The 20,473-nt window shown below is 67.0% G+C and carries 18 protein-coding genes; 4 read left to right on the forward strand and 14 right to left on the reverse strand.

The window, feature by feature from the left end; all coding sequences use genetic code 11:
• The first annotated feature begins 235 nt into the window (after window positions 1-235).
• Window positions 236-448 carry a hypothetical protein gene (locus M3I53_RS30335; protein WP_028203174.1) on the forward strand — a complete coding sequence of 71 codons (213 nt, stop codon included), beginning with the start codon at window positions 236-238 and terminating at the stop codon, window positions 446-448.
• Window positions 449-572: 124 nt separating this feature from the next.
• On the forward strand, window positions 573-1,625 hold the full coding sequence (locus tag M3I53_RS30340) for a serine/threonine protein kinase (protein ID WP_375542606.1): 1,053 nt from the start codon (window positions 573-575) through the stop codon (window positions 1,623-1,625).
• Window positions 1,626-1,640: 15 nt separating this feature from the next.
• Here M3I53_RS30340 and M3I53_RS30345 read toward each other — a convergent pair whose 3' ends face one another.
• The gene (locus M3I53_RS30345) at window positions 1,641-3,599 is read right to left on the reverse strand and encodes a DUF3857 and transglutaminase domain-containing protein (RefSeq protein WP_254319491.1); all 1,959 of its coding nucleotides are present in this window, start codon (window positions 3,597-3,599) and stop codon (window positions 1,641-1,643) included.
• Window positions 3,600-4,050: 451 nt separating this feature from the next.
• Between M3I53_RS30345 and M3I53_RS30350 the strand changes: the two genes are divergently transcribed.
• Entirely contained in the window at window positions 4,051-5,451 is a 1,401-nt protein-coding gene (locus M3I53_RS30350; protein ID WP_069265223.1) for an OFA family MFS transporter, read from the forward strand.
• A 13-nt stretch (window positions 5,452-5,464) separates the two neighbouring features.
• The gene (locus M3I53_RS30355) at window positions 5,465-5,593 is read left to right on the forward strand and encodes a DUF1145 domain-containing protein (RefSeq protein ID WP_233878921.1); all 129 of its coding nucleotides are present in this window, start codon (window positions 5,465-5,467) and stop codon (window positions 5,591-5,593) included.
• Window positions 5,594-5,767: 174 nt separating this feature from the next.
• Here M3I53_RS30355 and M3I53_RS30360 read toward each other — a convergent pair whose 3' ends face one another.
• The 13 genes from M3I53_RS30360 to M3I53_RS30420 all read right to left on the reverse strand — a co-directional run bounded on the left by M3I53_RS30360 (window position 5,768) and on the right by M3I53_RS30420 (window position 20,406).
• Window positions 5,768-6,790, reverse strand: a complete 1,023-nt coding sequence (locus M3I53_RS30360; RefSeq protein WP_254319492.1) for an XdhC family protein — start codon at window positions 6,788-6,790, stop codon at window positions 5,768-5,770.
• Complete coding sequence (locus tag M3I53_RS30365; RefSeq protein WP_254319493.1) at window positions 6,763-7,335, reverse strand: CoxG family protein; 573 nt, start codon at window positions 7,333-7,335, stop codon at window positions 6,763-6,765. The genes M3I53_RS30360 and M3I53_RS30365 overlap by 28 nt, the downstream gene beginning before the upstream one ends.
• Window positions 7,326-8,609, reverse strand: a complete 1,284-nt coding sequence (locus M3I53_RS30370; RefSeq protein ID WP_254319494.1) for a VWA domain-containing protein — start codon at window positions 8,607-8,609, stop codon at window positions 7,326-7,328. Before M3I53_RS30370 ends, M3I53_RS30365 begins: the two co-directional genes overlap by 10 nt.
• Window positions 8,610-8,659: 50 nt before the next feature.
• Window positions 8,660-9,547, reverse strand: coding sequence for a MoxR family ATPase (locus tag M3I53_RS30375; protein ID WP_254319495.1), 888 nt, complete (start codon window positions 9,545-9,547; stop codon window positions 8,660-8,662).
• Between the two features lie 75 nt (window positions 9,548-9,622).
• On the reverse strand, window positions 9,623-10,420 hold the full coding sequence (locus M3I53_RS30380) for a xanthine dehydrogenase family protein subunit M (RefSeq protein WP_254319496.1): 798 nt from the start codon (window positions 10,418-10,420) through the stop codon (window positions 9,623-9,625).
• 13 nt (window positions 10,421-10,433) lie between these two features.
• Window positions 10,434-12,824 carry a xanthine dehydrogenase family protein molybdopterin-binding subunit gene (locus M3I53_RS30385; RefSeq protein WP_254319497.1) on the reverse strand — a complete coding sequence of 797 codons (2,391 nt, stop codon included), beginning with the start codon at window positions 12,822-12,824 and terminating at the stop codon, window positions 10,434-10,436.
• Window positions 12,825-12,838: 14 nt separating this feature from the next.
• Window positions 12,839-13,336: a (2Fe-2S)-binding protein gene (locus M3I53_RS30390; protein WP_254319498.1), complete on the reverse strand. Its 498-nt coding sequence runs from the start codon at window positions 13,334-13,336 to the stop codon at window positions 12,839-12,841.
• Between the two features lie 451 nt (window positions 13,337-13,787).
• Window positions 13,788-15,206: an amino acid permease gene (locus M3I53_RS30395; RefSeq protein WP_254319499.1), complete on the reverse strand. Its 1,419-nt coding sequence runs from the start codon at window positions 15,204-15,206 to the stop codon at window positions 13,788-13,790.
• A 303-nt stretch (window positions 15,207-15,509) separates the two neighbouring features.
• Window positions 15,510-16,166 (reverse strand): response regulator transcription factor RqpR, encoded by a 657-nt coding sequence (gene rqpR / locus M3I53_RS30400; protein ID WP_028203163.1) that lies wholly within the window; start codon window positions 16,164-16,166, stop codon window positions 15,510-15,512.
• Window positions 16,163-17,188, reverse strand: coding sequence for a sensor histidine kinase (locus M3I53_RS30405; protein WP_254319502.1), 1,026 nt, complete (start codon window positions 17,186-17,188; stop codon window positions 16,163-16,165). The genes rqpR and M3I53_RS30405 overlap by 4 nt, the downstream gene beginning before the upstream one ends.
• Window positions 17,189-17,591: 403 nt before the next feature.
• Complete coding sequence (locus tag M3I53_RS30410) at window positions 17,592-18,362, reverse strand: ferredoxin--NADP reductase (protein WP_254319503.1); 771 nt, start codon at window positions 18,360-18,362, stop codon at window positions 17,592-17,594.
• 746 nt (window positions 18,363-19,108) lie between these two features.
• Window positions 19,109-19,909 (reverse strand): endonuclease/exonuclease/phosphatase family protein, encoded by an 801-nt coding sequence (locus tag M3I53_RS30415; RefSeq protein ID WP_254319507.1) that lies wholly within the window; start codon window positions 19,907-19,909, stop codon window positions 19,109-19,111.
• Between the two features lie 53 nt (window positions 19,910-19,962).
• Window positions 19,963-20,406: a hypothetical protein gene (locus tag M3I53_RS30420; RefSeq protein WP_254319510.1), complete on the reverse strand. Its 444-nt coding sequence runs from the start codon at window positions 20,404-20,406 to the stop codon at window positions 19,963-19,965.
• Window positions 20,407-20,473 lie beyond the last annotated feature (67 nt).

Here is a 20,473-nt window from a genome sequence, read left to right on the forward strand (position 1 = left end):
GAGCACGCCGCCGGTGATACACCCCCCTATTTTTTCGCTTTGCTCGCGCGCTCAAACAGGCAACAATGGGTAAGCCAAGGGCCCGGCCGTGCTTAAGCGCGCGGCGCGAGCGGGTCGCCCGAGGCGGGTTTGGATGCGCGCGCAACTGATCGTGCGCATCGGTTTTTTTGTCAGCATGCCGACCGGTCTTCCTTCGAGGGAGCCGGCGAAGGTAGCGAGGTAACGGGGAAACATCATGCAAATCGGTTCTATCGTCCGTACCGTTCATATCGCCGTGCCCCAAGGCGCACGCGGCATCGTGATGCGCATTCTCGGCGACATGGCGATGGTGACGTGGTATGCCGGGGAGCCCGGCACGTCGGCGCAACTCAACACCGAGCCCTTTTTTCTTGAAGATCTGATCGATACGGGCGAGCACGTCATGCCCGCCGGCGCGCAGATCCACTAAGCCTGGGCCCTGTGACACGTTGACGAGGCGCTTGCGTCTCGTCGCAGGGTCGTGCGCCGCTTTTGTGTTCATCGTGTCTGCCGTGCGCACCGATTGCTCGCCGGCACTGCCCGCAAGAGGCACAATTGCGGGTATGAATTACGATCCTTCTCCTGTCCCGGGCGGCCCTTCCGGTCCCGGCGACCAGCAAGCCGCGCCGTACGCGCGCCTCACGCCCGAATGCGTGCTCGACGCCGTCGATGGCGTGCTGATCCCAGCCGGGCGCCGCACGGATGGCCGCATGCTCGCGCTCAACAGCTACGAGAATCGCGTGTACCAGGTGGGCGTGGAAGACGGGCCGCCGCTCATCGCCAAGTTCTATCGCCCCGGGCGCTGGAGCGACGAGGCGATTCTCGAAGAGCACGCATTCGTCGCCGAACTCGCCGCGCGCGAGATTCCAGCCGTGCCTGCGCTCGCCTTCGAAGGGCGCACGCTGCACGAGTTCGACGGGTTTCGCTTCTCGCTGTTCGAGCGGCGCGGCGGCCGCGCGCCTGATCTCGACCGCAGCGACACGCTCGAATGGCTAGGCCGTTTCATCGGCCGCATTCACGCCGTGGGCGCGACCCAGCCGTACCAGGCGCGCCCCACGCTCGACATCCAAACCTACGGCTACGAGCCGCGCACGTATCTGCTCGAACACGGTTTCGTGCCCGAGGACCTGCGCGAGGCGTGGCAGACCGTGGTGACGCTCGCGCTCGAAGGCGTGGAGGCGTCCTTCGAGCGGGCAGGCGACGTGCGCGCGTTGCGCCTGCACGGCGACTGCCATCCGAGCAACGTGCTCTGGACCGATGCCGGCCCGCATTTCGTGGACTTCGACGACAGCCGCATGGGTCCCGCTATCCAGGATTTGTGGCTGCTTTTGCCCGGCGATCGCGCGGGCGCTTCGCGTGCGATGGCCGATTTGCTCGCCGGCTACGAGGACTTCTGCGAATTCGAGCCGCGCGAGTTGCATCTCGTCGAAGCGCTGCGCACGCTGCGTCTCATCCACTACTCGGCCTGGCTCGCGCGCCGCTGGCACGATCCCGCGTTTCCGGCCGCCTTCCCGTGGTTCAACACGCAGCGCTACTGGGAAGAGCGGATTCTCGAACTGCGGGAACAGATCGGCGCGATGCAGGAAGGACCGCTCTGGCCTGTGTGAACGTCGTGCGCCGGCTCACTGCGCGCTCGCCGGACTATCCAGCGCGGCGCCCTGGGCCGACGGCTTGACGATCAACTGCGCGCGCAGGTCGCGCGCCATCGTCTCGAACGCGGGTCGCATCTGCGCGAAATCGTCGGCGCTGCATACGTCGCTCGCGAAATGCGTTTGGCCCATACGCGTGACGCGCAGCACATTCGCCTGCGGGTCGAGCGCGTACTGCGAACTGAAATCGATGAAACGGTTGTCGGCGCGCTGCGGCATGGGGACGTCGAGTACGCGCATGCCCGGCGGCAGCACGATGCGCGTGCGCTCGGTCACCACCACGTTGCGGCACATGAAGGGCTGCGTGCGCCGCGATTCGCCGAGCCAGTAGCGCAGATTCGCGTCGAGCCCGCCCACGAAGCTCGTGAGGGTGGGCACCGGCGTCGTCATTTCAGGGTCGACGAAGCCGTCGAAAGTGCCTGTGAGCGTGAGCACGAGCGGACCTGCCGTGGCGTCGAGCGGGCTCGAGGCGAGCGTGGCGTTGCCGCGCAGGTTGGCGTTGCGCAGCTCCCATTGCAGCGACTCCTCGCGCTGCGCGGGCGTTTGCAGGCGCAGCACGCTGCGCGTCTGCTCGGCGGACCAGCCTTCTGACTGCAAGCGGTAGATGAAGCGCGCCGAGCCGTCGGGCGCGACCGTGATGTCGAGATCGCTTTCGCGCGTGGTCGTGGCCGTGGCGGGCGTGCGGACCTGCGTGCCGTCGCCGGCGAGCACGGCCTCGCGGTCCATGTCCGTCGACGGCAAATAGCCGAACTCGATGTTGCTAGCCGTGGAGTCCGCGAACATCTGCAGATCGGGCAGCCAGGTGATGACGTGATTGATCACGCCGAAGCCCGGCACGCTTGGCAGCGTGTAGACCGTGCCGCTGTTCACGAGCGCCGGCGTGCTGCGGATGCCCACGGCGCCGAGCAGCGCGCCGTAGAGCGCGACGTGGTCCTTGCAGTCGCCGTAGCGGTTCGCGAGCACGTCGGTTGCCCGGTGCGGCACGATCTCGCCGCGGCCGATATTCATCGCCACATAGCGGATGTTGCGGCGCACCCAGTCATAGAGCGTTTGCGCCTTGGCGCGCGCGGTGTCGTCGTGCGCCGTGAGCGTCTGCGCAAGGCGCACGATGGCCGGGTCGCGCGCGGTGGGGTCCACCGCCGCGTCGCGATAGACCTTCGCGAAGGCCGCGTAGTCGGGAAAGGTGGACACCATCAGCCGGTCGCCGTAGCTCACATAGGCGACCGAGCCATATTCGAGGCGCTCGAAATTCGCCTTGTCGTAGCGGTACTCGTAGCGCGTGCGGCCGTTCACCGTGGCGGGCGGGAGCACGGTGAAGCCGCGCGCGTCGGCGTAGAGCGGCACTTTCGCGGGCAGGTCGTAGATCACGCGGAAGTGGTGCGTGGGCGCGAGGTCGGGCGGCGTGAAGTCGCTGAACCAGCCGGGCACGAGCGGCACGCGCTGGATCTTGCGCCACGTGAGATGCACGCGTGCGCCCGGCTCCACGGCCGGGAACACGATCACCTTGTCCTGGACGTCCTGGAACATCGGGGCGTCGAACGAGCGCACTTCCTGCACGTCGCGGATCTGCTCGGGGCGCACTTCGTGACGCGCGCCCCGGGCGTCCTCGGTCCATGCTTCGAGCACGTCCACGTGGGCCATCTCACGGTTGAACCACACGTAATACTGGCCCGCGCGCGCGATGCCGGCCTCCGTGTTCACGCGCAGCGTGAGCGAGTCGAGCTTGGTGTACGAGCCGTCCGCGTTGACGGTGAAGGTCTGCGTTTCCGCCTCGTTGGTGTAGGGCGCCTGCGCGGCGCTGCCTGCCGGATTCAGCGCGCCCGCTTCGAGGGGCACCGCGGTGAGCTGCGCCACGCCCGGGCGCAGGTCGGCGGCGAAGGTTCCCGTGGCGGGGCCGAGCACGGCTAGGCAAAGAGCGAGAGCGAGGCGCATGGGGGGCTCGGCAGGTGGCGGGTCGCAGATAGGCGCTACTTCCGCCACTTAAAAGTCATGCAACCCGCTTGTCAAGCGGATGGCCCGCACACAGCCCGCAGGGGGCCCTGAATCGAGTGTTGAGTCTAAATGCCGGGCTGCGCAACGACAGGTCCGCTTGCAGCGTTGTCCGCGGCGTCATAAGGCGCACCCCCCATTTGCTGCGCGCGCAACAATCGAGGAAGCGCGGCGGCGCGCGGGCCATTGTAGGGCATATGTATGTTTACCTCATATTGCCAAGGAGGCGGTTGGGGACTAAGGTTCGTGCAGCCGTCAAGCGGCAATTAAGTGTTCCATGCGTTCGCGCATAAAAAGAGCACGAAAGACCACGCCTACCAACAGCCATTTTTGGATGGGGCCAGAGCGAGCGTTCACCCCGCGCTCTCAACCTCTGGTCGATTCGGGAGATCCCATGAGCAGCGTTGCAGATTCGACGCGCGGTGCGCAAAGCGCACCTTTCTTTTCCAAAGAGGCGACCATCGCCCCGCCGGGCTTTTCGCGCTGGATGGTGCCGCCCGCCGCGCTGGCCGTGCATTTGTGCATCGGCCAGGCCTACGCGTTTTCCGTGTTCAACGCGCCGCTCACGAAGGTGATCGGCATTACGCAGTCCGCGGCCGATGACTGGTCGCTCACCACGCTGGGCTGGATTTTCTCGCTGGCCATCGTCTTTCTCGGCCTTTCCGCGGCGTTCGGCGGCAAGTGGCTCGAACGTGTCGGCCCGCGCCGCACGATGTTTACCGCCGCGTGCTGCTTTGGCGGCGGTTTCCTCGTTTCCGCGCTCGGCGTGTATCTGCATCAGATCGCGCTGCTCTATCTCGGCTATGGCGTGATCGGCGGCATCGGCCTCGGGCTCGGTTACGTCTCGCCGGTTTCGACGCTGATCCGCTGGTTCCCCGATCGCCGCGGCATGGCAACGGGCCTCGCGATCATGGGCTTCGGCGGCGGCGCGATGATCGCCGCACCGCTCTCCGTCATGCTGATGAAGCATTTCGCGAGCGACACGAGCGTGGGCGTCGCCCAGACCTTCGTGGTGCTCGGCGTGGCCTACTTCATCTCGATGACGATCGGCGCCATTACCATCCGGGTGCCCGCGCCGGACTGGAAGCCGGCCGGCTGGACGCCGCCCGTCGTGGCGAAGAAACTCGTGTCGAACCAGCACGTGCATATCGACCAGGCGCTCAAGACGCCGCAGTTCTACCTGATCTGGCTCGTGCTGTTCCTCAACGTGACGGCCGGCATCGGCATTCTGGGCCAGGCTTCGGTCATGATCCAGGAAAGCTTCAAGGACACCGTGAGCGCCGGCGCGGCAGCGGGCTTCGTCGGCCTGCTCTCGCTCTTCAACATGGGCGGGCGCTTCGTGTGGGCTTCGGCTTCCGACTGGGTGGGCCGCAAGAACACCTACTTCATCTTCTTCGTGTTCGGCGCGGTGCTCTATTACGCGGTGCCGCAATTCGCGCAGAGCGGCAACATCGTGTTCTTCGTGCTCGCGTTCTGCCTGATTCTCTCGATGTACGGCGGCGGCTTCTCGACCGTGCCCGCGTATCTCGCGGACATGTTCGGCACGGCGTTCGTCGGCGGCATTCACGGCCGTCTGCTCACCGCGTGGGCCGCGGCAGGCGTGGCGGGCCCGGTGCTCGTGAACTACGTGCGTGCGTATCAGGTCGCACACGGCGTGGCGAAGGCCGATGCGTACACGATGACCGTGCACATCATGGCCTCGCTGCTCGTGGTCGGCTTCATCTGCAATCTGCTCGTGCGCCGCGTGGACGCGAAGCATCACATGAGCGAGACGCAACTCGCCGCCGGTAAATAAGGAGGAACGCGCAATGTCTACTCAAGCCGCCCCGAAATCGTCGAACAAGGCGCTGATGGCGATCTTCTGGCTCTACGTGCTGGTGCCGCTCGTGTGGGGCGTGACCAACACGCTCACGCAGGCGATGAAGCTGTTCGGCTGATGCCGTGACGCTCAGGTGAAGCGAGGCGGCGCGAGCCGCCCGCCCGAAACCCCTATTGCGGGCCGCAGACGAAAGTCGCGGCCCGCGGTTTTTTTGGGGGCGCAATAGTGACACGAGCGCGAGAAAGACGACGACGGTCGCTCACCTCACGCGTGAAGGCGCCCGCGCAGCCCTTCACACATCGCACGTCGATCCCGCGCCCGCCGCCTGTTCGCGCGCGGCTTTTGCGCCTTCCACCTGGAGAATGGTCGGCAGCGAGACGCCGTTCTTCGCAGCCGTGACCTCCGCGAGGATCGACACCGCGATCTCCGGCGGCGTGCGGCTGCCGATGTAAATGCCCACCGGCCCATGGAGGCGCGCGAGTTCCGCCTCGCTCAGGTCGAACTCCTTGAGCCGCTCGCGCCGCGCCGCGTTGTTGCGCCGCGACCCCAGCGCGCCCACGTAAAACGCGGGCGTCTTGAGCGCTTCCATCAGCGCGAGGTCGTCGAGCTTGGGGTCGTGCGTGAGCGCGATCACGGCGCAGCGTTCGTCGAGCTTCATGTCGAGCACCGTGTCGTCGGGCATGGTGCGTACGAGCGTCGTGCCGGCCACGTCCCAGGTGTCGGTGTATTCCTCGCGCGGGTCGCACACGGTCACCTGGTAATCGAGCCCCACCGCGATCTGGCAGAGATAGCGCGAGAGTTGCCCCGCACCGATCACCAGCATGCGGTAGCGCGGCCCGTGGATCGTGAGCAGGCGCGCGTCGTCGAAGTCCACGCCATCGGTCGCTTTCGCGGGGCCGAGCGTGGCGTGGCCAGTCGCCATGTCCAGTGTGCGCGCAACGAGTTCGCCGCGCTCGACGGTTTCGAGCAGTTCGCGAATGCCCGAGGCTTCGGAGAGCGGTTCGAGCACGAGCTGGATCGTGCCGCCGCATGGCAGTCCGAAACGATGCGCCTCTTCCGCCGTGATGCCGTACTTGACGGCTTCGGGCCTGGCGATCGTCACGCCTTCGCGGCGCACGCGGTCAATCAGATCGTCCTCGATGCAGCCGCCCGAAACGGAGCCGACCACGAGGCCGTCGCCGCGTACCACGAGCATCGCACCCTCGGGACGCGGCGACGAGCCCCACGTTTTCACCACCGTCACCAGCAGCGCGCGGTGCCCTGCGTCGAGCCAGTGCGCGCTGGATTTCAGGACTTCGAGATCCACGCTGTCCATGATCGTTTCCTCTTCGGTGTTTCCTCTGCGCCTTCGCCTTGCGGCTGGCTTTCTGTGTCACTCGCGGCAGGCTCCGCCGCCTCGCCGGTATTTTGCTGTGCGCCGCCGCCCAGTTGTTCCCCGAAACGCTTGAAAAACTCGCTGGCGATCTTGCGCGCCGCGCCGTCCACGAGCCGCGAGCCGATCTGCGCGAGCTTGCCGCCCACCTGCGCGTTCGCGGTGTAAGTGAGCGTGGTCGATTCGTCGCCGGCGGCTTCGAGCTTCACGTGCGCGTCGCCCTTGCCGAAGCCTGCTGCGCCGCCCTGGCCCTCGAAGACGATCGTGTAGCTGTTCGGGGCCTCGATGTCGGCGAGCTGCATGCGGCCCTTGAAGCGCGCCTTCACCGGACCCACCGCCGCCGTCAGCGCGACGGCGTAGGCGTTCTCGCCGTCGGCTTCGATGCTTTCGCAGCCCGGTATGCACGCCTTGAGAATCGCCGTGTCGTTGAGGGCTTCCCAGGCGCGCTGTTGCGGCACCGGCAGCGTGTGGCTTTCGGTCAGCTCCATCGTGTTTCTCCTTGTGCCGGGCGCGCCTGCAGGGTGTGCAATGCGCGTGCCGGTTGTGGCAGATCAGTCGCCAGATGCGTTGCCGCGCGAGGCGCAGGCCCGATCGGCGCGGCTTCGCACAGGCTGCGCGCGAACGCTTCGAGGCTGTCGAGATTGTGGACGGGGTAATGCGCGTCGACGTGGGGCAGCATCGCCTGCACGCCGCGCGCTTTCGGCGCGAAATCGCGATAACGCAACAGCGGATTGAGCCAGATCACGCGATGCGCGAAGCGGTGCAGGCGCGCCATCTCGTCGCTTAACAGGCCGCACTCGTCGTGATCGAGCCCGTCGGTGACGATAAGCATCGTCGCGCGTCCCCCGAGCATGCGGCGCGCCCAGCGGCGGTTGAATTCCGCGAGCGTGGCGCCGATGCGCGTGCCGCCCGACCAGTCAGCGACCTGGCTGGCGAGCTGTGCGAGCGCGACGTCGGGGTCGCGTTCGCGCAGCGCGCGCGTGGCGTGCGTCAGGCGCGTGCCGAACAGGAACACCTGCAGGCGTTCGCGCGATTGCAGCAACGCGTGGCAGAAGTAGAGCACCGCGCGCGAGTAGCTGCTCATCGAGCCGGAGATGTCGAGCAGCAGCACGAGCGGCAGCTTGCGTTCCACGGGCGCGCGATATTTCCAAACGGTCCAGTCGCCGCCCGCGCGCACCGCGTGGCGCGCGCTCGCGCGCAGATCGGCATGCGTGCCGCGCGACGAGGCCTTCAGGCGCCGCGTGCGAACGGTGGCGAGCGGCAGGCGGCGTGCGCGGATCAGGTGGCGCAGCGCGCGCCATTCGTCGGCGGTGAGCGTGTCGAAGTCGCGCTGGCGCAGCCGTTCTTCGGCGCTGAACGTGGCGTGTGCGCGCAACTCGTGTTCTTCGTACGAGGGCGGTGGCTTCGCGCCGGGGCGATGGGCAGGACGCGCCGCGAGCGCGTCGGCTAGGCGGTTGTTGCGGCGCGGCGGCGGCACGCCGCCTTGCACCTTCGGCAGCAGCAGCGCGCGCAGCTTGCCTTCGAAATCCGGATCGCGCCAGAAGAGCGCGAAGGCGGCGTCGAAGATCTCGCGCTCGTCGGGCGCGCTCGTGAGGAGCGCGGCGAGCGCCGCATGCACGTCGTCGCGGCGGCCGAGGTCGATGTGGCGCAGCGCTTCGATCGCGTCGACGGCGCGCGAAGGCGACATCGGCAAGCCTGCGCCGCGCAGCACGCGCACGAAATGCACGACGTTGCGCGCGAATACGGGCGCCAGCGTGGGCATGGCGGCGGGCGACAGGGACGGAAGGGATGATGAGGCGGAGGGCATCGTGCTCAGTCCGCGAGCGCGAGCGTCTGCGCGATGCGTTGCGCGTCGAGCTGCGCGAGGTCGTCCTGGTACTTCAACAGTACGCCGAGCGTGTCCTGCACCGACTGCGGATCGAGTTCCGTCACGGCGAGCGCGCTAAGCGCGCGGCACCAGTCGATCGTTTCCGCGATGCCGGGCGCCTTGAAGAGATCCATCGTGCGCAACTGGTGCACGAACGCCACGGCGCGCTGCTGCAGTTCGGGCGCGGTTTCAGGCGCGCGCGTGGCCACGATCGCGAGTTCGCGCGCGCGGTCCGGATAGCCGAGCCATTGATAGAGACAGCGCCGCTTGAGCGCGTCGTGCACTTCGCGCGTGCGGTTCGACGTGATTACGACGAGCGGCGGCGTGCTCGCACGCACGGTGCCGTATTCGGGAATCGATACCTGGAAGTCCGAAAGGAGTTCGAGCAGGAAGGCTTCGAACGGTTCGTCGGCGCGGTCGATTTCGTCGATCAGCAGCACGCGGCGCGCGCCCGGGTTTTGCGGATCGGGTTGCAGCGCCTGCAGCAGCGGTCGCTTGAGCAGGAATTCGTCGCGATAGAGCGTATCGTTGCGGGGCTTTTCGCCGTCGGCTTCGGCAAGTCGCAGCGCCATGATCTGGCGCGGATAGTCCCACTCGTAAAGCGCGCTCGCCGTGTCGAGCCCTTCGTAGCATTGCAGGCGCAAGACCGTTGTGCCGAGCATCGCCGCCGCGGCCTTCGCGAGTTCGGTCTTGCCCACGCCCGGCTCGCCTTCGAGAAACAGCGGGCGTTCCATGCGCAGCGCAAGAAAGAGCGCCGTGGCGAGTTCGCGGCTCGCGAAATAGCCGCGCGCTTCGAGTTGTGCGAGGGTGTCGTCGATCGAGGCGGATTGCATGCGGGATTCTGGCAACGCGAATCAAAGGCGGCGAGCGCTTCCACGTCCACCTGGAAGCGCTCGCCCTCGAGACAGCTAGCCGTTGGCCTTCGCCACCGCGCGCGCCGCGAGCACCGGTATCAGGTGCGCGCGATACGCCGCGCTCGCGTGCAGATCGGTGTTGAGGTCGTCGGCGGGCATCTTGACCGCGCGCGCGGCTTCGGGCGCGAAGTTCGTCTTCAGTGCGCTTTCCAGCGCACCCGCGCGAAATACCGAAGGCCCGGCGCCCGTGACTGCCACACGCACTTCCCCGGGGTACTTCGCGACGAACACGCCCGCGAGCGCGAAGTGCGAGGCCGGATTGCGAAACTTCTCGTAGGCCGCGCGTTCCGGCACCTGGAATTCGACGGACACGATCAGCTCGTCGGGTTCCAGCGCTGTTTCGTACATGCCGAGGAAGAAGTCGTCCGCTGCGATGCGTCGCCGGTCCGTCACCACCGTCGCATTCAGCGCGAGCACCGCCGCCGGATAGTCGGCGGCCGGATCGTCGTTCGCGAGCGAGCCGCCCAGCGTGCCGAGCGCACGCACCTGGCGGTCGCCGATCATGCCCGCGAGGTCCGCGAGCGCCGGCAGCGTGTCGCGGATCTGCGCGTTTTCGGCGACGTCGGCATGGCACACGGCCGCGCCCACCTTCACCACCTTGCCGTCCACCTGCACGGCTTTCAGCTCGGGAATGCGCGTAACGTCCACGAGCATGGTGGGCTGGGCGAGCCGCAGCTTCATCGCCGCGAGCAGGCTCTGGCCGCCGCCCAGGAATTTGGCGTCGGCGTCGGCCGCGAGGGCTTTCACGGCGCCTTGCGCGTCGCTCGCGCGCTGATAGTCGAATGCGTACATGGAGCGCCTCCGCTCAAGGTTGTGAAGGGGCCTGCGCGGCCTGGATCGCTTGCCATACACGATGCGGCGTGGCCGGCATCTGCAGGTCTTTCACGCCCAGGGAGCTGAGTGCATCCAGGATCGCGTTGATGACGGCGGGCGGCGAGCCGATCGCACCGGCTTCGCCGCAGCCCTTCACGCCGAGCGGATTGTGCGTGCACGGCGTGCCTTTCGCGGTTTCGACCGTATAGGAAGGCACATCCGACGCATGCGGCATCGCGTAGTCCATGTACGAGCCCGAGAGCAGCTGGCCACTCTCCTTGTCGTACACGCACTGTTCGAGCATCGCCTGGCCGATGCCCTGGCCGAGACCCCCATGCACCTGGCCTTCGACGATCATCGGGTTGATGACGTTGCCGAAATCGTCCACCGCGGTGAAGCGTTCGATGCGCGTCTCGCCCGTCTCGGGATCGACTTCGACTTCGCAGAGATACGCGCCCGACGGATAGGTGAAGTTGGTCGGATCGTAGAACGCGCTTTCGTCGAGGCCGGGTTCCAGCGTCTCCAGCGGATAGTTGTGCGGCACATAGGCGGCGAGCGAAATTTCCGCGAAGGTCTTCGTGCGGTCGGTGCCCGCCACGCGGAACACGCCGTCGGCGAACTCGATGTCCTCCTTGCCCGCTTCGAGCATGTGCGCGGCGATCTTCTTCGCCTTTGCCTCGATCTTGTCGAGCGCTTTCATGATGGCCGAGCCGCCCACCGCGATCGAGCGCGAGCCATAGGTGCCCATGCCGAACGGAATGCGGCCCGTGTCGCCGTGCACGATCTCGACCTGTTCGATCGGCACGCCGAGGCGATCGGCCACGACCTGCGCGAAGGTCGTCTCGTGGCCCTGGCCGTGGCTGTGCGAGCCCGTGAACACGGTGACGGAACCGGTCGGGTTCACGCGGACCTCGCCGGCTTCGAAGAGGCCCGCGCGCGCGCCGAGCGCACCCGCGATGTTCGACGGCGCGAGCCCGCATGCCTCGATGTAGCACGAGTAGCCGAGGCCGCGCAGTTTCCCCTGCGCCTTCGATGCGTCGCGGCGTGTGGCGAAGCCCTTCACGTCGGCGAGTTCGAGCGCGCGCGCGAGGCACGCTTCGTAGTCGCCCGTGTCGTAGGTGAGGCCGACGGGCGTGGCATACGGGAAGCTCGTGATGAAGTTGCGGCGGCGGATTTCGGCCGGGTCGATGTTCATCTCGCGCGCGGCTGTTTCCACCAGACGCTCGACCACGTAGGTCGCTTCCGGGCGTCCCGCCCCGCGGTACGCATCCACGGGCACCGTGTTGGTGAACACGGCCTTCACCTCGGCGTAGATCGCGGGCGTGGTGTACTGGCCCGCGAGCAGCGTGGCGTACAGGATGGTCGGCACGCTCGAGGCGAACGTCGAGAGATACGCGCCCATGTTCGCCGTGGTGTGCACACGCATGGCGAGGAACTTGCCGTCCTTGTCGAGCGCGAGCTCGGCTTTGGTCACGTGGTCGCGGCCGTGCGCATCGGAAACAAAGGACTCCGATCGTTCGGCGGTCCACTTCACCGGACGGCGGATCTTCTTCGCGGCCCACGTGAGCGCGACATCTTCGGCATACAGAAAGATCTTCGAGCCGAAGCCGCCGCCCACGTCGGGCGCGACGATGCGCAGCTTCGTTTCCGGCAGCCCGAGCACGAACGCGGCCATCAGCAGCCGCTCGACGTGCGGGTTCTGGTTCGCCACGTACACGGTTGAGGTGTCGTCGTATTGCGAGTAGCTCGCGTTGACGGCGCGCGGCTCGATGGCGTTTGGTATCAGCCGGTTGTTGACGATGTCGAGTGTCGTCACGTGTGCGGCCTGCGCGAAGGCGGCGTCGGTCGCCGCCTTGTCGCCGTGGCCCCACGTGTAGCAGGTGTTGTTCGGCACACCGTCGTGCACGAGCGGCTGGCCGGCGTCGGCGGCGTGCGCGGTGTCGACGGCGGCGGGCAGCTCTTCGTAGTCGACCTCGATCAGTTCGGCGCCATCCTTCGCGGCCTTGACCGAATCGGCGATCACGAGCGCGACCTGGTCGCCCACGTGGCGCGCTTTCTCGTGCGCGATCACGGGATGCGGCGGCTCGTTCATGGGCGTGCCGTCGATGCTGTGGATGAGCCAGCCGCACGGCAGGCCGCCCACGTTTTCCGCCGCGAGGTCCGCGCCGGTGAAGACGGCCACGACGCCGGGCGAGGCCTTCGCGGCGTCGATGTCGATGCGCTTGATGCGCGCATGGGCGTGCGGCGAGCGCACGAACACGGCGTAGGTCTGTGCGGGCAGCACGACGTCGTCGGTGTACTGGCCGACGCCGGTGAGGAAGCGGAAGTCTTCCTTGCGCTTGACGCTCGCGCCGATCATGCGATTGGTTTCGGGTGCGTTCATGGTGGCCTCCCGAGTCACGCGGTCGTGGCGGCAGCGGGGGCGCCCGCGCGCATTGCCTGCGCGCCTGCGGCCACGGCCTTCACGATGTTGTGATAGCCCGTACAGCGGCAGAAGTTGCCGTCGAGTTCTTTGCGTATGTCGTCTTCCGTGAGGTCGGGCCTGGCGGCGGCGAGGGCGGTCGCGCACATCACCATGCCGGGCGTGCAGAAACCGCATTGGAGGCCGTGGCATTCGCGGAACGCGGCCTGCATAGGATGCAGCTCGCCATTTTTCGCGAGGCCTTCGATCGTCGTCACCTCCATGCCGTCGCACTGCACCGCTAGCTGGTTGCACGACTTGATCGCGCGGCCGTTCAGGTGGACAGTGCAGGCCCCGCATTGCGCGGTGTCGCAGCCGACGTGCGTGCCGGTGAGACGCTGCTGTTCGCGCAGGAACTGGACGAGGAGCGTGTGAGGTTCGACCTCGGCGGTCACGGGCGCGCCGTTGACCGTGAGGCTAATACTGATCGCCATTGATTTGTCTCCAATGTCGACCGGAGCACGGCGCTGCGTGTGGCTCCGGTCCCATGCCAGATGATGGGATAGAGACCTGCCTGGGCCCGCTTTTTTACACTGAATCGACCGCCATAACCGCCCGCAGTAAAACTCGCCCGTCTAACGCATTGCGCCTCTTTCGCGCGCAACACACGGCGCCACGCAAACGACGCGGGGCGCTTCGGGCGGATCGAACGATTGCGGGTGGAGCGGAATCTGGGTCCGGCTGGTGCCTTGCTGTTCAGTGAAGCCTGGGGGTGACGCCCGGACAGTAAAGCACAATTTCCCGAATTTCGCTGCGCGGGGTTTTACCCTCCAGAATGCTTGCGGCGTGCGAAAAAAAACGGCCCGCCTCGATGACTCGGGGGCGGGCCGTTGCGTTGCAGTGCAGCGATCGGGGGATCGAAGCGCCGCGAACTTTACGCAAGCATCAGTCGTGATGCACGCGCTGGTGCGGTGCGTGCGCGAGACGCGAATGGCGACGCGAATAGCCGAAGTAGACGATGAGACCGAACGCGGTCCAGACCAGGAACGCGACCCACGTGAGCGGCTGAAGGTTGATCATCAGGAACAGGCATGAGCCCACCGCGAGAATCGGCACCACGGGCACGCCCGGGCAGCGGAACGCGCGCGGCAGGTGCGGGTGCGTGCGGCGCAATACGAGCACGGCGATCGACACCATCGAGAAGGCGGCGAGCGTGCCGATGTTGATCAGCTCGGCGAGCACGTTCAGCGGCACGAGCGCGCCGATCAGACCAAAGAAAATGCCGACGAGCCAGGTCGTGAAGAACGGCGTGGCGAAGCGCGGATGGACCTTCGAGAGCTTCGCGGGCAAGAGCCCGTCGCGCGACATCGCGTAGATGATGCGGGTCTGGCCGTAGCTCATCACGAGGATCACGGTGAGCATGCCGAGCACGGCGCCCAGATCGATGAAGCCCGCAACCCAGTTTTCGCCCACCGCCTGCAGCGCGAACGAAACCGGGTGGCCGACGTGGGCGAAGCGCGGCGAGGGCACGATACCGGTCACGACCGCCGCCACGGCGACGTAGAGCACCGCGCACACGGCGAGCGAGGCGATGATGCCGATGGGCAGGTCGCGCTTGGGATTCTTCACTTCCTCGGCGGCGGAAGACACCGAGTCGAAGCCGATGAACGCGAAGAACATCACGGCCGCGGCGCCGAACACGCCGCGCCAGCCGTTGGGCATGAACGGATGCCAGTTCGCGGGGGTGACGTGGAACACGCCCACGGCGATCACGAGCAGCACCACGGTCACCTTGATCGCCACCATGATGTTGTTGATGCGCGTGGATTCGCGCACGCCCACGGAAAGCAGCCCCGTGATCGCCATCATCACGAGGAAGGCGGGCAGGTTCAATAGCGTGTGCACGCCGGGCACGGCCCCGGGCGCGGCCGAGAGCGCGGCCGGCAGCGTGAGGCCGAAGCCGGAAAGCAGCGACTGCAGGTAGCCTGACCAGCCCACCGAGACCGCGGAGGTGGCGAGCCCGTACTCGAGCATCAGGTCCCAGCCGATCACCCACGCGGCCAGCTCGCCGAGCGTCGCGTACGAATAGGTGTAGATCGAGCCGGCAACGGGAATGGTCGAGGCGAACTCGGCGTACGCGAGCGCGGCGAAGCAGCAGGCCACGGCCGCGATCAGGAACGAAACCATGAGCGCCGGGCCGGCTTGCACGGCGCCCGTGCCGGTCAGCACGAAAATACCGGTGCCGATGATCGCGCCGATGCCGAGAAAGGTGAGGTCGAGCGCGCCGAGTGCTTTTTTCAGGCCGGCGCCCTGGGCGCTCGCCTGCAACATGTGCTCGACGTTCTTCTTGCGAAAGAGGGACATTTGGCGGGGAACTCCACGTAGAACGCGCGAAGGCGAGGAACTGGAGCCGTGGTTGACCCACGCCCGCCTGCGCCGGCTTCGCGTGCCGGATGTCTTTGGGGGGAAACCCTAAATTTTAGCGGAAGTCGCGCGCGAGACCGGTCGAGCAGGGCGCAAACGCTCGTTTGGCGCGGACGATTCCGCCGCCATCCGCGACGCCCGAGCGCGATCATTGCCTGGACCTGCGCAAACGGCGAAATTCGTTTCCGGACGAACGCGTTGTGGCGAGAAGGTCGCCTTGATGCCGCAGGGGGCGCCGCAGTCTCAGGCGCTGACGGTAGGCGAGAGGTCGACGAGCCGGTTGCTCATCACATAGAAGGTCAGCTCGGCGTTGTTGGTGAGCTTCATCTTTTCGAGCAGGCGCGTGCGGTAGACGCTCACCGTCTTCACCGAAAGCGAGAGCGCGTGCGCGATGTCGGTGAGACGCTTGCCCGAGGCGAGCATGCACAGCGTCTGGTATTCGCGGTCGGAGAGCTTCTCGTGCGGCAGTTGCTCGCCGTCCACCAGCACGTAGTCGGCGAGCGCTTCGGCCATGGCCGGGCTCACGTACTTGCGGCCCGCCGCGACCTGCTGGATCGCGGCGATCATCTGCGCGGCGTCCACCGTCTTCGACAGATAGCCGGCCGCGCCCGCCTTCAGCGCACGCACCGCGTATTGATCCTCGCGATACATCGAGAACATCAGCACCGGCACGCGCGGCGCCTTTTTCTTGGCGCGCTTGAGCACTTCCACGCCGTTCATGTCCGGCAGCGAGATGTCGAGCAGGACCACGTCGCACACATGCTTCGCGATCGCCGCGAGCGCCTCGGCGCCCGTTTGCGCCTCGATCACCTCCGCGGCAATACCGCGGTCGAGCAGCAACTGGCGAACGCCCTGGCGCACGACGGCGTGGTCGTCGACGAGCAGGATGCGATGGGTCATGAGCGGGCGCCTTCTTTGTTGAGGAGGGGAGAGGCGGAATGGGCCGCGACGAGCAGCGCGTCCCACGCGAAGCGCGCACGCACGGTCGTGCCGCGCGGAGCGGCTTCCTGCTGGGCGTCGTCGTGATGCGCGCGCGCGATGCCGCCCTTCACGGCGCGCAGCGAGCCGCCGAAGGCGGCGCAGCGCTCGCGCATGCCGGCGAGGCCGTAGTGGCCGGAGCGGCTCTCGAGCTTGCCGGCGTTGTCGTCGCCGTGAGCGCCTGGCAGGCCGCGGCGCGTGCGCGTTGCGACGCGCGCGAGGCCGATGCCGTCGTCGGCGATGGTGAGCGTGAGGTGGCGCGCCGTGCTTTCGAGCCGCACCTCGGCGCAGGTGGCCTGCGCGTGGCGCGCCACGTTGGCGAGCGCTTCCTGGGCGACGCGGAATACGGCGAGCGCGGCCTCGGCGGGCAGGCGGGCGAGGCGTGCGTCGCCGCTGGCGTCGGCTACGCGTGCGGCAAGGCCCGTGCGCGCCGCGAAGCTGTGCACCCACGACGAGAGCGCCGGCGCCAGGCCCGCGTCGAGATGCGGCGCGTGCAGGCCGTCGAGCACCTGGCGCATCGCGCCAGTCGCGGCTTCGAGCGAGCGGGCGACGAGCGCGAGCGCCTGGGCGCACTGCGGCGGGGCGTCGGCGGGCAGCCAGGTGTGGACGTTGGCGAGCGCGAAGTGCGTAGCGGCGAGTTCCGCGCCGACGCTGTCGTGCAGATCGCGCGCGAGCCGGTGGCGTGCGGCTTCGTCGGCGTGAATGGACTGGGCGGCGCTGCCGTGGGCAAGCGCCCGGCTCCCGCGCCGGCGCGCGCCGCGCGCTGGCGCGGCAATTTGCCGATGCGCGCGGTCGAGGTCTTCGAGGGCGGCCATCGTGGCTGCCTCGTCGGCGGCGGCGGACCATGCGAGGAACGCGAGGCCGTCGACGCCATGAGCGGCGCGCGGCGCATCGCCGGCGGGCGTGCGCGCGTTCGGCGCGGCGTATCTCGACGTATCCATCATTCCCCCGTTCAGGAACCGGTTCCTGCTGTCAGACGTCCGTCGGGATTTGGTCCCGTTGCGTGACGGCGAACAGCACGGCGCAGCGTAACGAAATTTACAACCAGTAACAACCTGGCTCTGCCCCTGGACGCCTCTCAGTGTGTCCAATGTTGCGCTGCGATAATATCTTAAAAAAAGAAAAACTTCAGGCTGGACAAGGGTTAGCGGCCAAACTTCAGGTGTAGCATGAAGTCGCGGCGCTTTGTCATGTAGGAAAAATACTGACAGGAAAGGTATCGCATTTGTGTGACAACTGTAACTGCGTCTGCGACAAAATAAAGGGCCAAATAAAAATGCGCAGGCGAAAAAAAACCGGAGCGCCGGGCTCCGGTTCTTCGATTCGCGAGCGATCTCGCGCGGGTGCTTATCCGACGAACGCCTTTTCCACCACGTAGTGACCCGGCTGGTTGTTGCTGCCTTCCGTGAGGCCGGCCTTTTCCAGCAGCTCGACGGTGTCGCGCAGCATGTGCGTGCTGCCGCAGAGCATGATGCGGTCGCGCTCGGGCGAGAACGACGGCAGATCGAGGTCTTCGAACAGCTTCTTCGTGTCGATCAGCTCGGTAATGCGGCCGCGGTTGTCGAACACTTCGCGCGTGACGGTCGGGTAGTACACCAGCTTCTCGCGCACGATCTCGCCGAGGTATTCATGCTCGCGCAATTCTTGAGTGATGAAGTCCTTGTACGCGAGTTCGTCGACGAAACGGCAGGTGTGCGTGAGCACGATCTTGTCGAAGCGGTCGTAGATGTCCGGGTCCTTGATGATCGACATGAACGGCGCGAGGCCCGTGCCGGTCGAGAGCAGCCACAGCACCTTGCCGGGCAGCAGGTTGTCGGCCACCAGCGTGCCGACGGGCTTTTTGCCGATCAGCACCTTGTCGCCGATCTTCAGATGCTGCAGGCGCGACGTGAGCGGGCCGTCCGGCACCTTGATGCTGAGAAACTCCAGATGCTCTTCGTAGTTGGCGCTCGCGAGCGAGTACGCGCGCATCAGCGGCTTGCCGTCCACTTCGAGGCCGACCATGGTGAACTGGCCGTTGTCGAAACGCAGGGCCTGGTCGCGCGTGCAGGTGAAGCTGAAAAGCGTGTCGGTCCAGTGATGGACGCTCAGAACGGTTTCTTCGGTGAATTTGCTCATGGTTCCTGAAGTGCGAAACAAGCGCCGCCTGACTGCGGCGATCCTGCCGGCCTGCTGTCCAGTACAGCGTAGCTTTGACGATATGCCCAGGACCCGGCGGCCAGGCTTTACGCCACGGCAGGCAAGTCCCTGTTGTTTTGCCAGTTCGCCCCGCTGCGAACGAGGCGCAATCAGCCATTTTACCGCGCTCGAGCCGCAAGGACCCGGTCGGGTCCTGCTTGTCGGTCTGCCTGGACCGGGTTGGGTCCCCCCTGCGCGGCAAGGGAGGGTGGCTCGCTGCGGCGGTGTGCTGGCATCCGCGCGCGGGCGCAACACGCAACGGCGGGGTCTGCTGGCGACGGCAAAAGGGCGGGTCAAACTTCGCCGGCCTCGCGGGCCGGAGCGGACCTTGCCAGGACCCGCGAGAGCGGGCTCTCCTGCCGCTGGCGACACGCGCCGGATTGCGAAAACGCGATCGGCGTGTGCGAATTTTCGGCTAAATGATACCGGAAGGTCTGACAGGCCGCACCATTGACCCTGCTGACGGGGCAGTTTCGGCGCGGCTTTTAGGCGCCGATGCGCGCGCAATGGCGCCATTTTCCACGCTGCAGCGGTGGTGCGACGGTGCGCCGCGGCGCGCATGAGCGCGCCTCGCGGTCGTCGGCGAACGGGAAAGCGAGGCGGCAATGCCAGCCGAACGACATCGCGTCGGTCGGGTGAGCGTCGCGCAGATGCTTCGGCTGACCCGCGCGTCGCTGCCCAGCGCGTCAGTCTTCGAGCCGCAGGCGCGCCATGTACGGCAGGTGATCGGAGAGCCAGGCGGTCTCCTGCGCGGGCTGGATCAGCTCGACGGGCTTGAGGCCCCGGACGAACATCTTGTCGAGCGCAAGCGCCGGCGAGAAGGCCGGAAAGGTGCGCGCCGGCTCACCGAGCAGCGTCGCGACTTCCTGCAACCCATGCTCCGCGAAGAGCGGCACGGAGTCGTTGCGCCAGTCGTTGAAGTCGCCCGCCAGAACGAGCGGTCCCTGCGGCGCTTCCTTCACGATCCAGTGCGCGATCCAGTTCATCTGCCGCAGCCGCGCGCTGCGCGTGAGCGCAAGGTGCGCGCACAGCAAGGTGACGGACTGCCCGGCGATGTTTGCGCGCGCAACGAGTAGCCCGCGCCGCTCGAAGCGGTGCGCGGAGATGTCCCAGCGTCCGCCCAGATCGAGCGGATGCGGCGAGAGAATCGCATTGCCGTGGCGCCATGAAGGCTTGAACACATTGGGCCCGAGGGCGATCTGCAATTCGAGCGCGGTGGCGATTTCGGTGGCCTGGCAGTGCCAGACGTCGTCGAGCGGGGCACCCAGCTGCGCGCCGAAGGCCGAGGCGAGCACCGGTTGCGGCAAGCGGCGGGCCATCGCTTCCTGCAGAAACCAGGCGTCGGCATGGGTGGACTGCACCCAGCGCCGCATGGCCTCCCAGGCCTCGAAGCCCAGCGGCGAGCGGCCCTTGTGCAGATTCCAGCTCACGGCGACGAAGTCTTTGTCCAGTGAGGTGTCGATGAGCGGTTGTTCGGGATTTCGCATGCGTTTTTTCTAACGGATTGGGTCACGCCGGGTCGTGCATTGGATCGGTGCGGTCACTGTGCGGATGGCGGTGCGAGCGTCGCGCGCACCCGGTACGCAAGCGAAGGGTTCTGGTCGACGATCTGCCAGGTCACCCACTGCCCGTCGGGCACGACCAGGCCCGGATGGCTCGCGTTCACCTGGCGCGGCTGCGGCGGCAGGCGGCAGCCTTCGGGCGTACTCGGCGCGGCGTCGTTTTCTAGCGTTTCCTGCGCCTCGACGGACAGGACGACCAGGTTCGCGCGCACCTGTAGCGGCGAAACGGTGATCGTGCGCGACAGATCGATGCTGCCTGCAGGCTGGTCCTTGCAGCCCACGCTGTGCGAGACGACCTTGTGATGGGTGTCCGTGTGCGCCTGGCCGATCGAGGTCGTGCCATTGAACGCGTCGATTTGCTGGCCGTCGCGCATGACCTGCAGCTCCCACTGGACAGCGCCCTGGGTAACAGGCGCCGCCACGGGCGCCCCGGCGGTTCCCGCGGGCGCTGTGGGCGGCGGCGGGGGCGTCACGGCCCGTGAGTTCGCG

Source organism: Paraburkholderia sp. CNPSo 3272 (genome assembly GCF_024206495.1).
Lineage (GTDB): Bacteria > Pseudomonadota > Gammaproteobacteria > Burkholderiales > Burkholderiaceae > Paraburkholderia.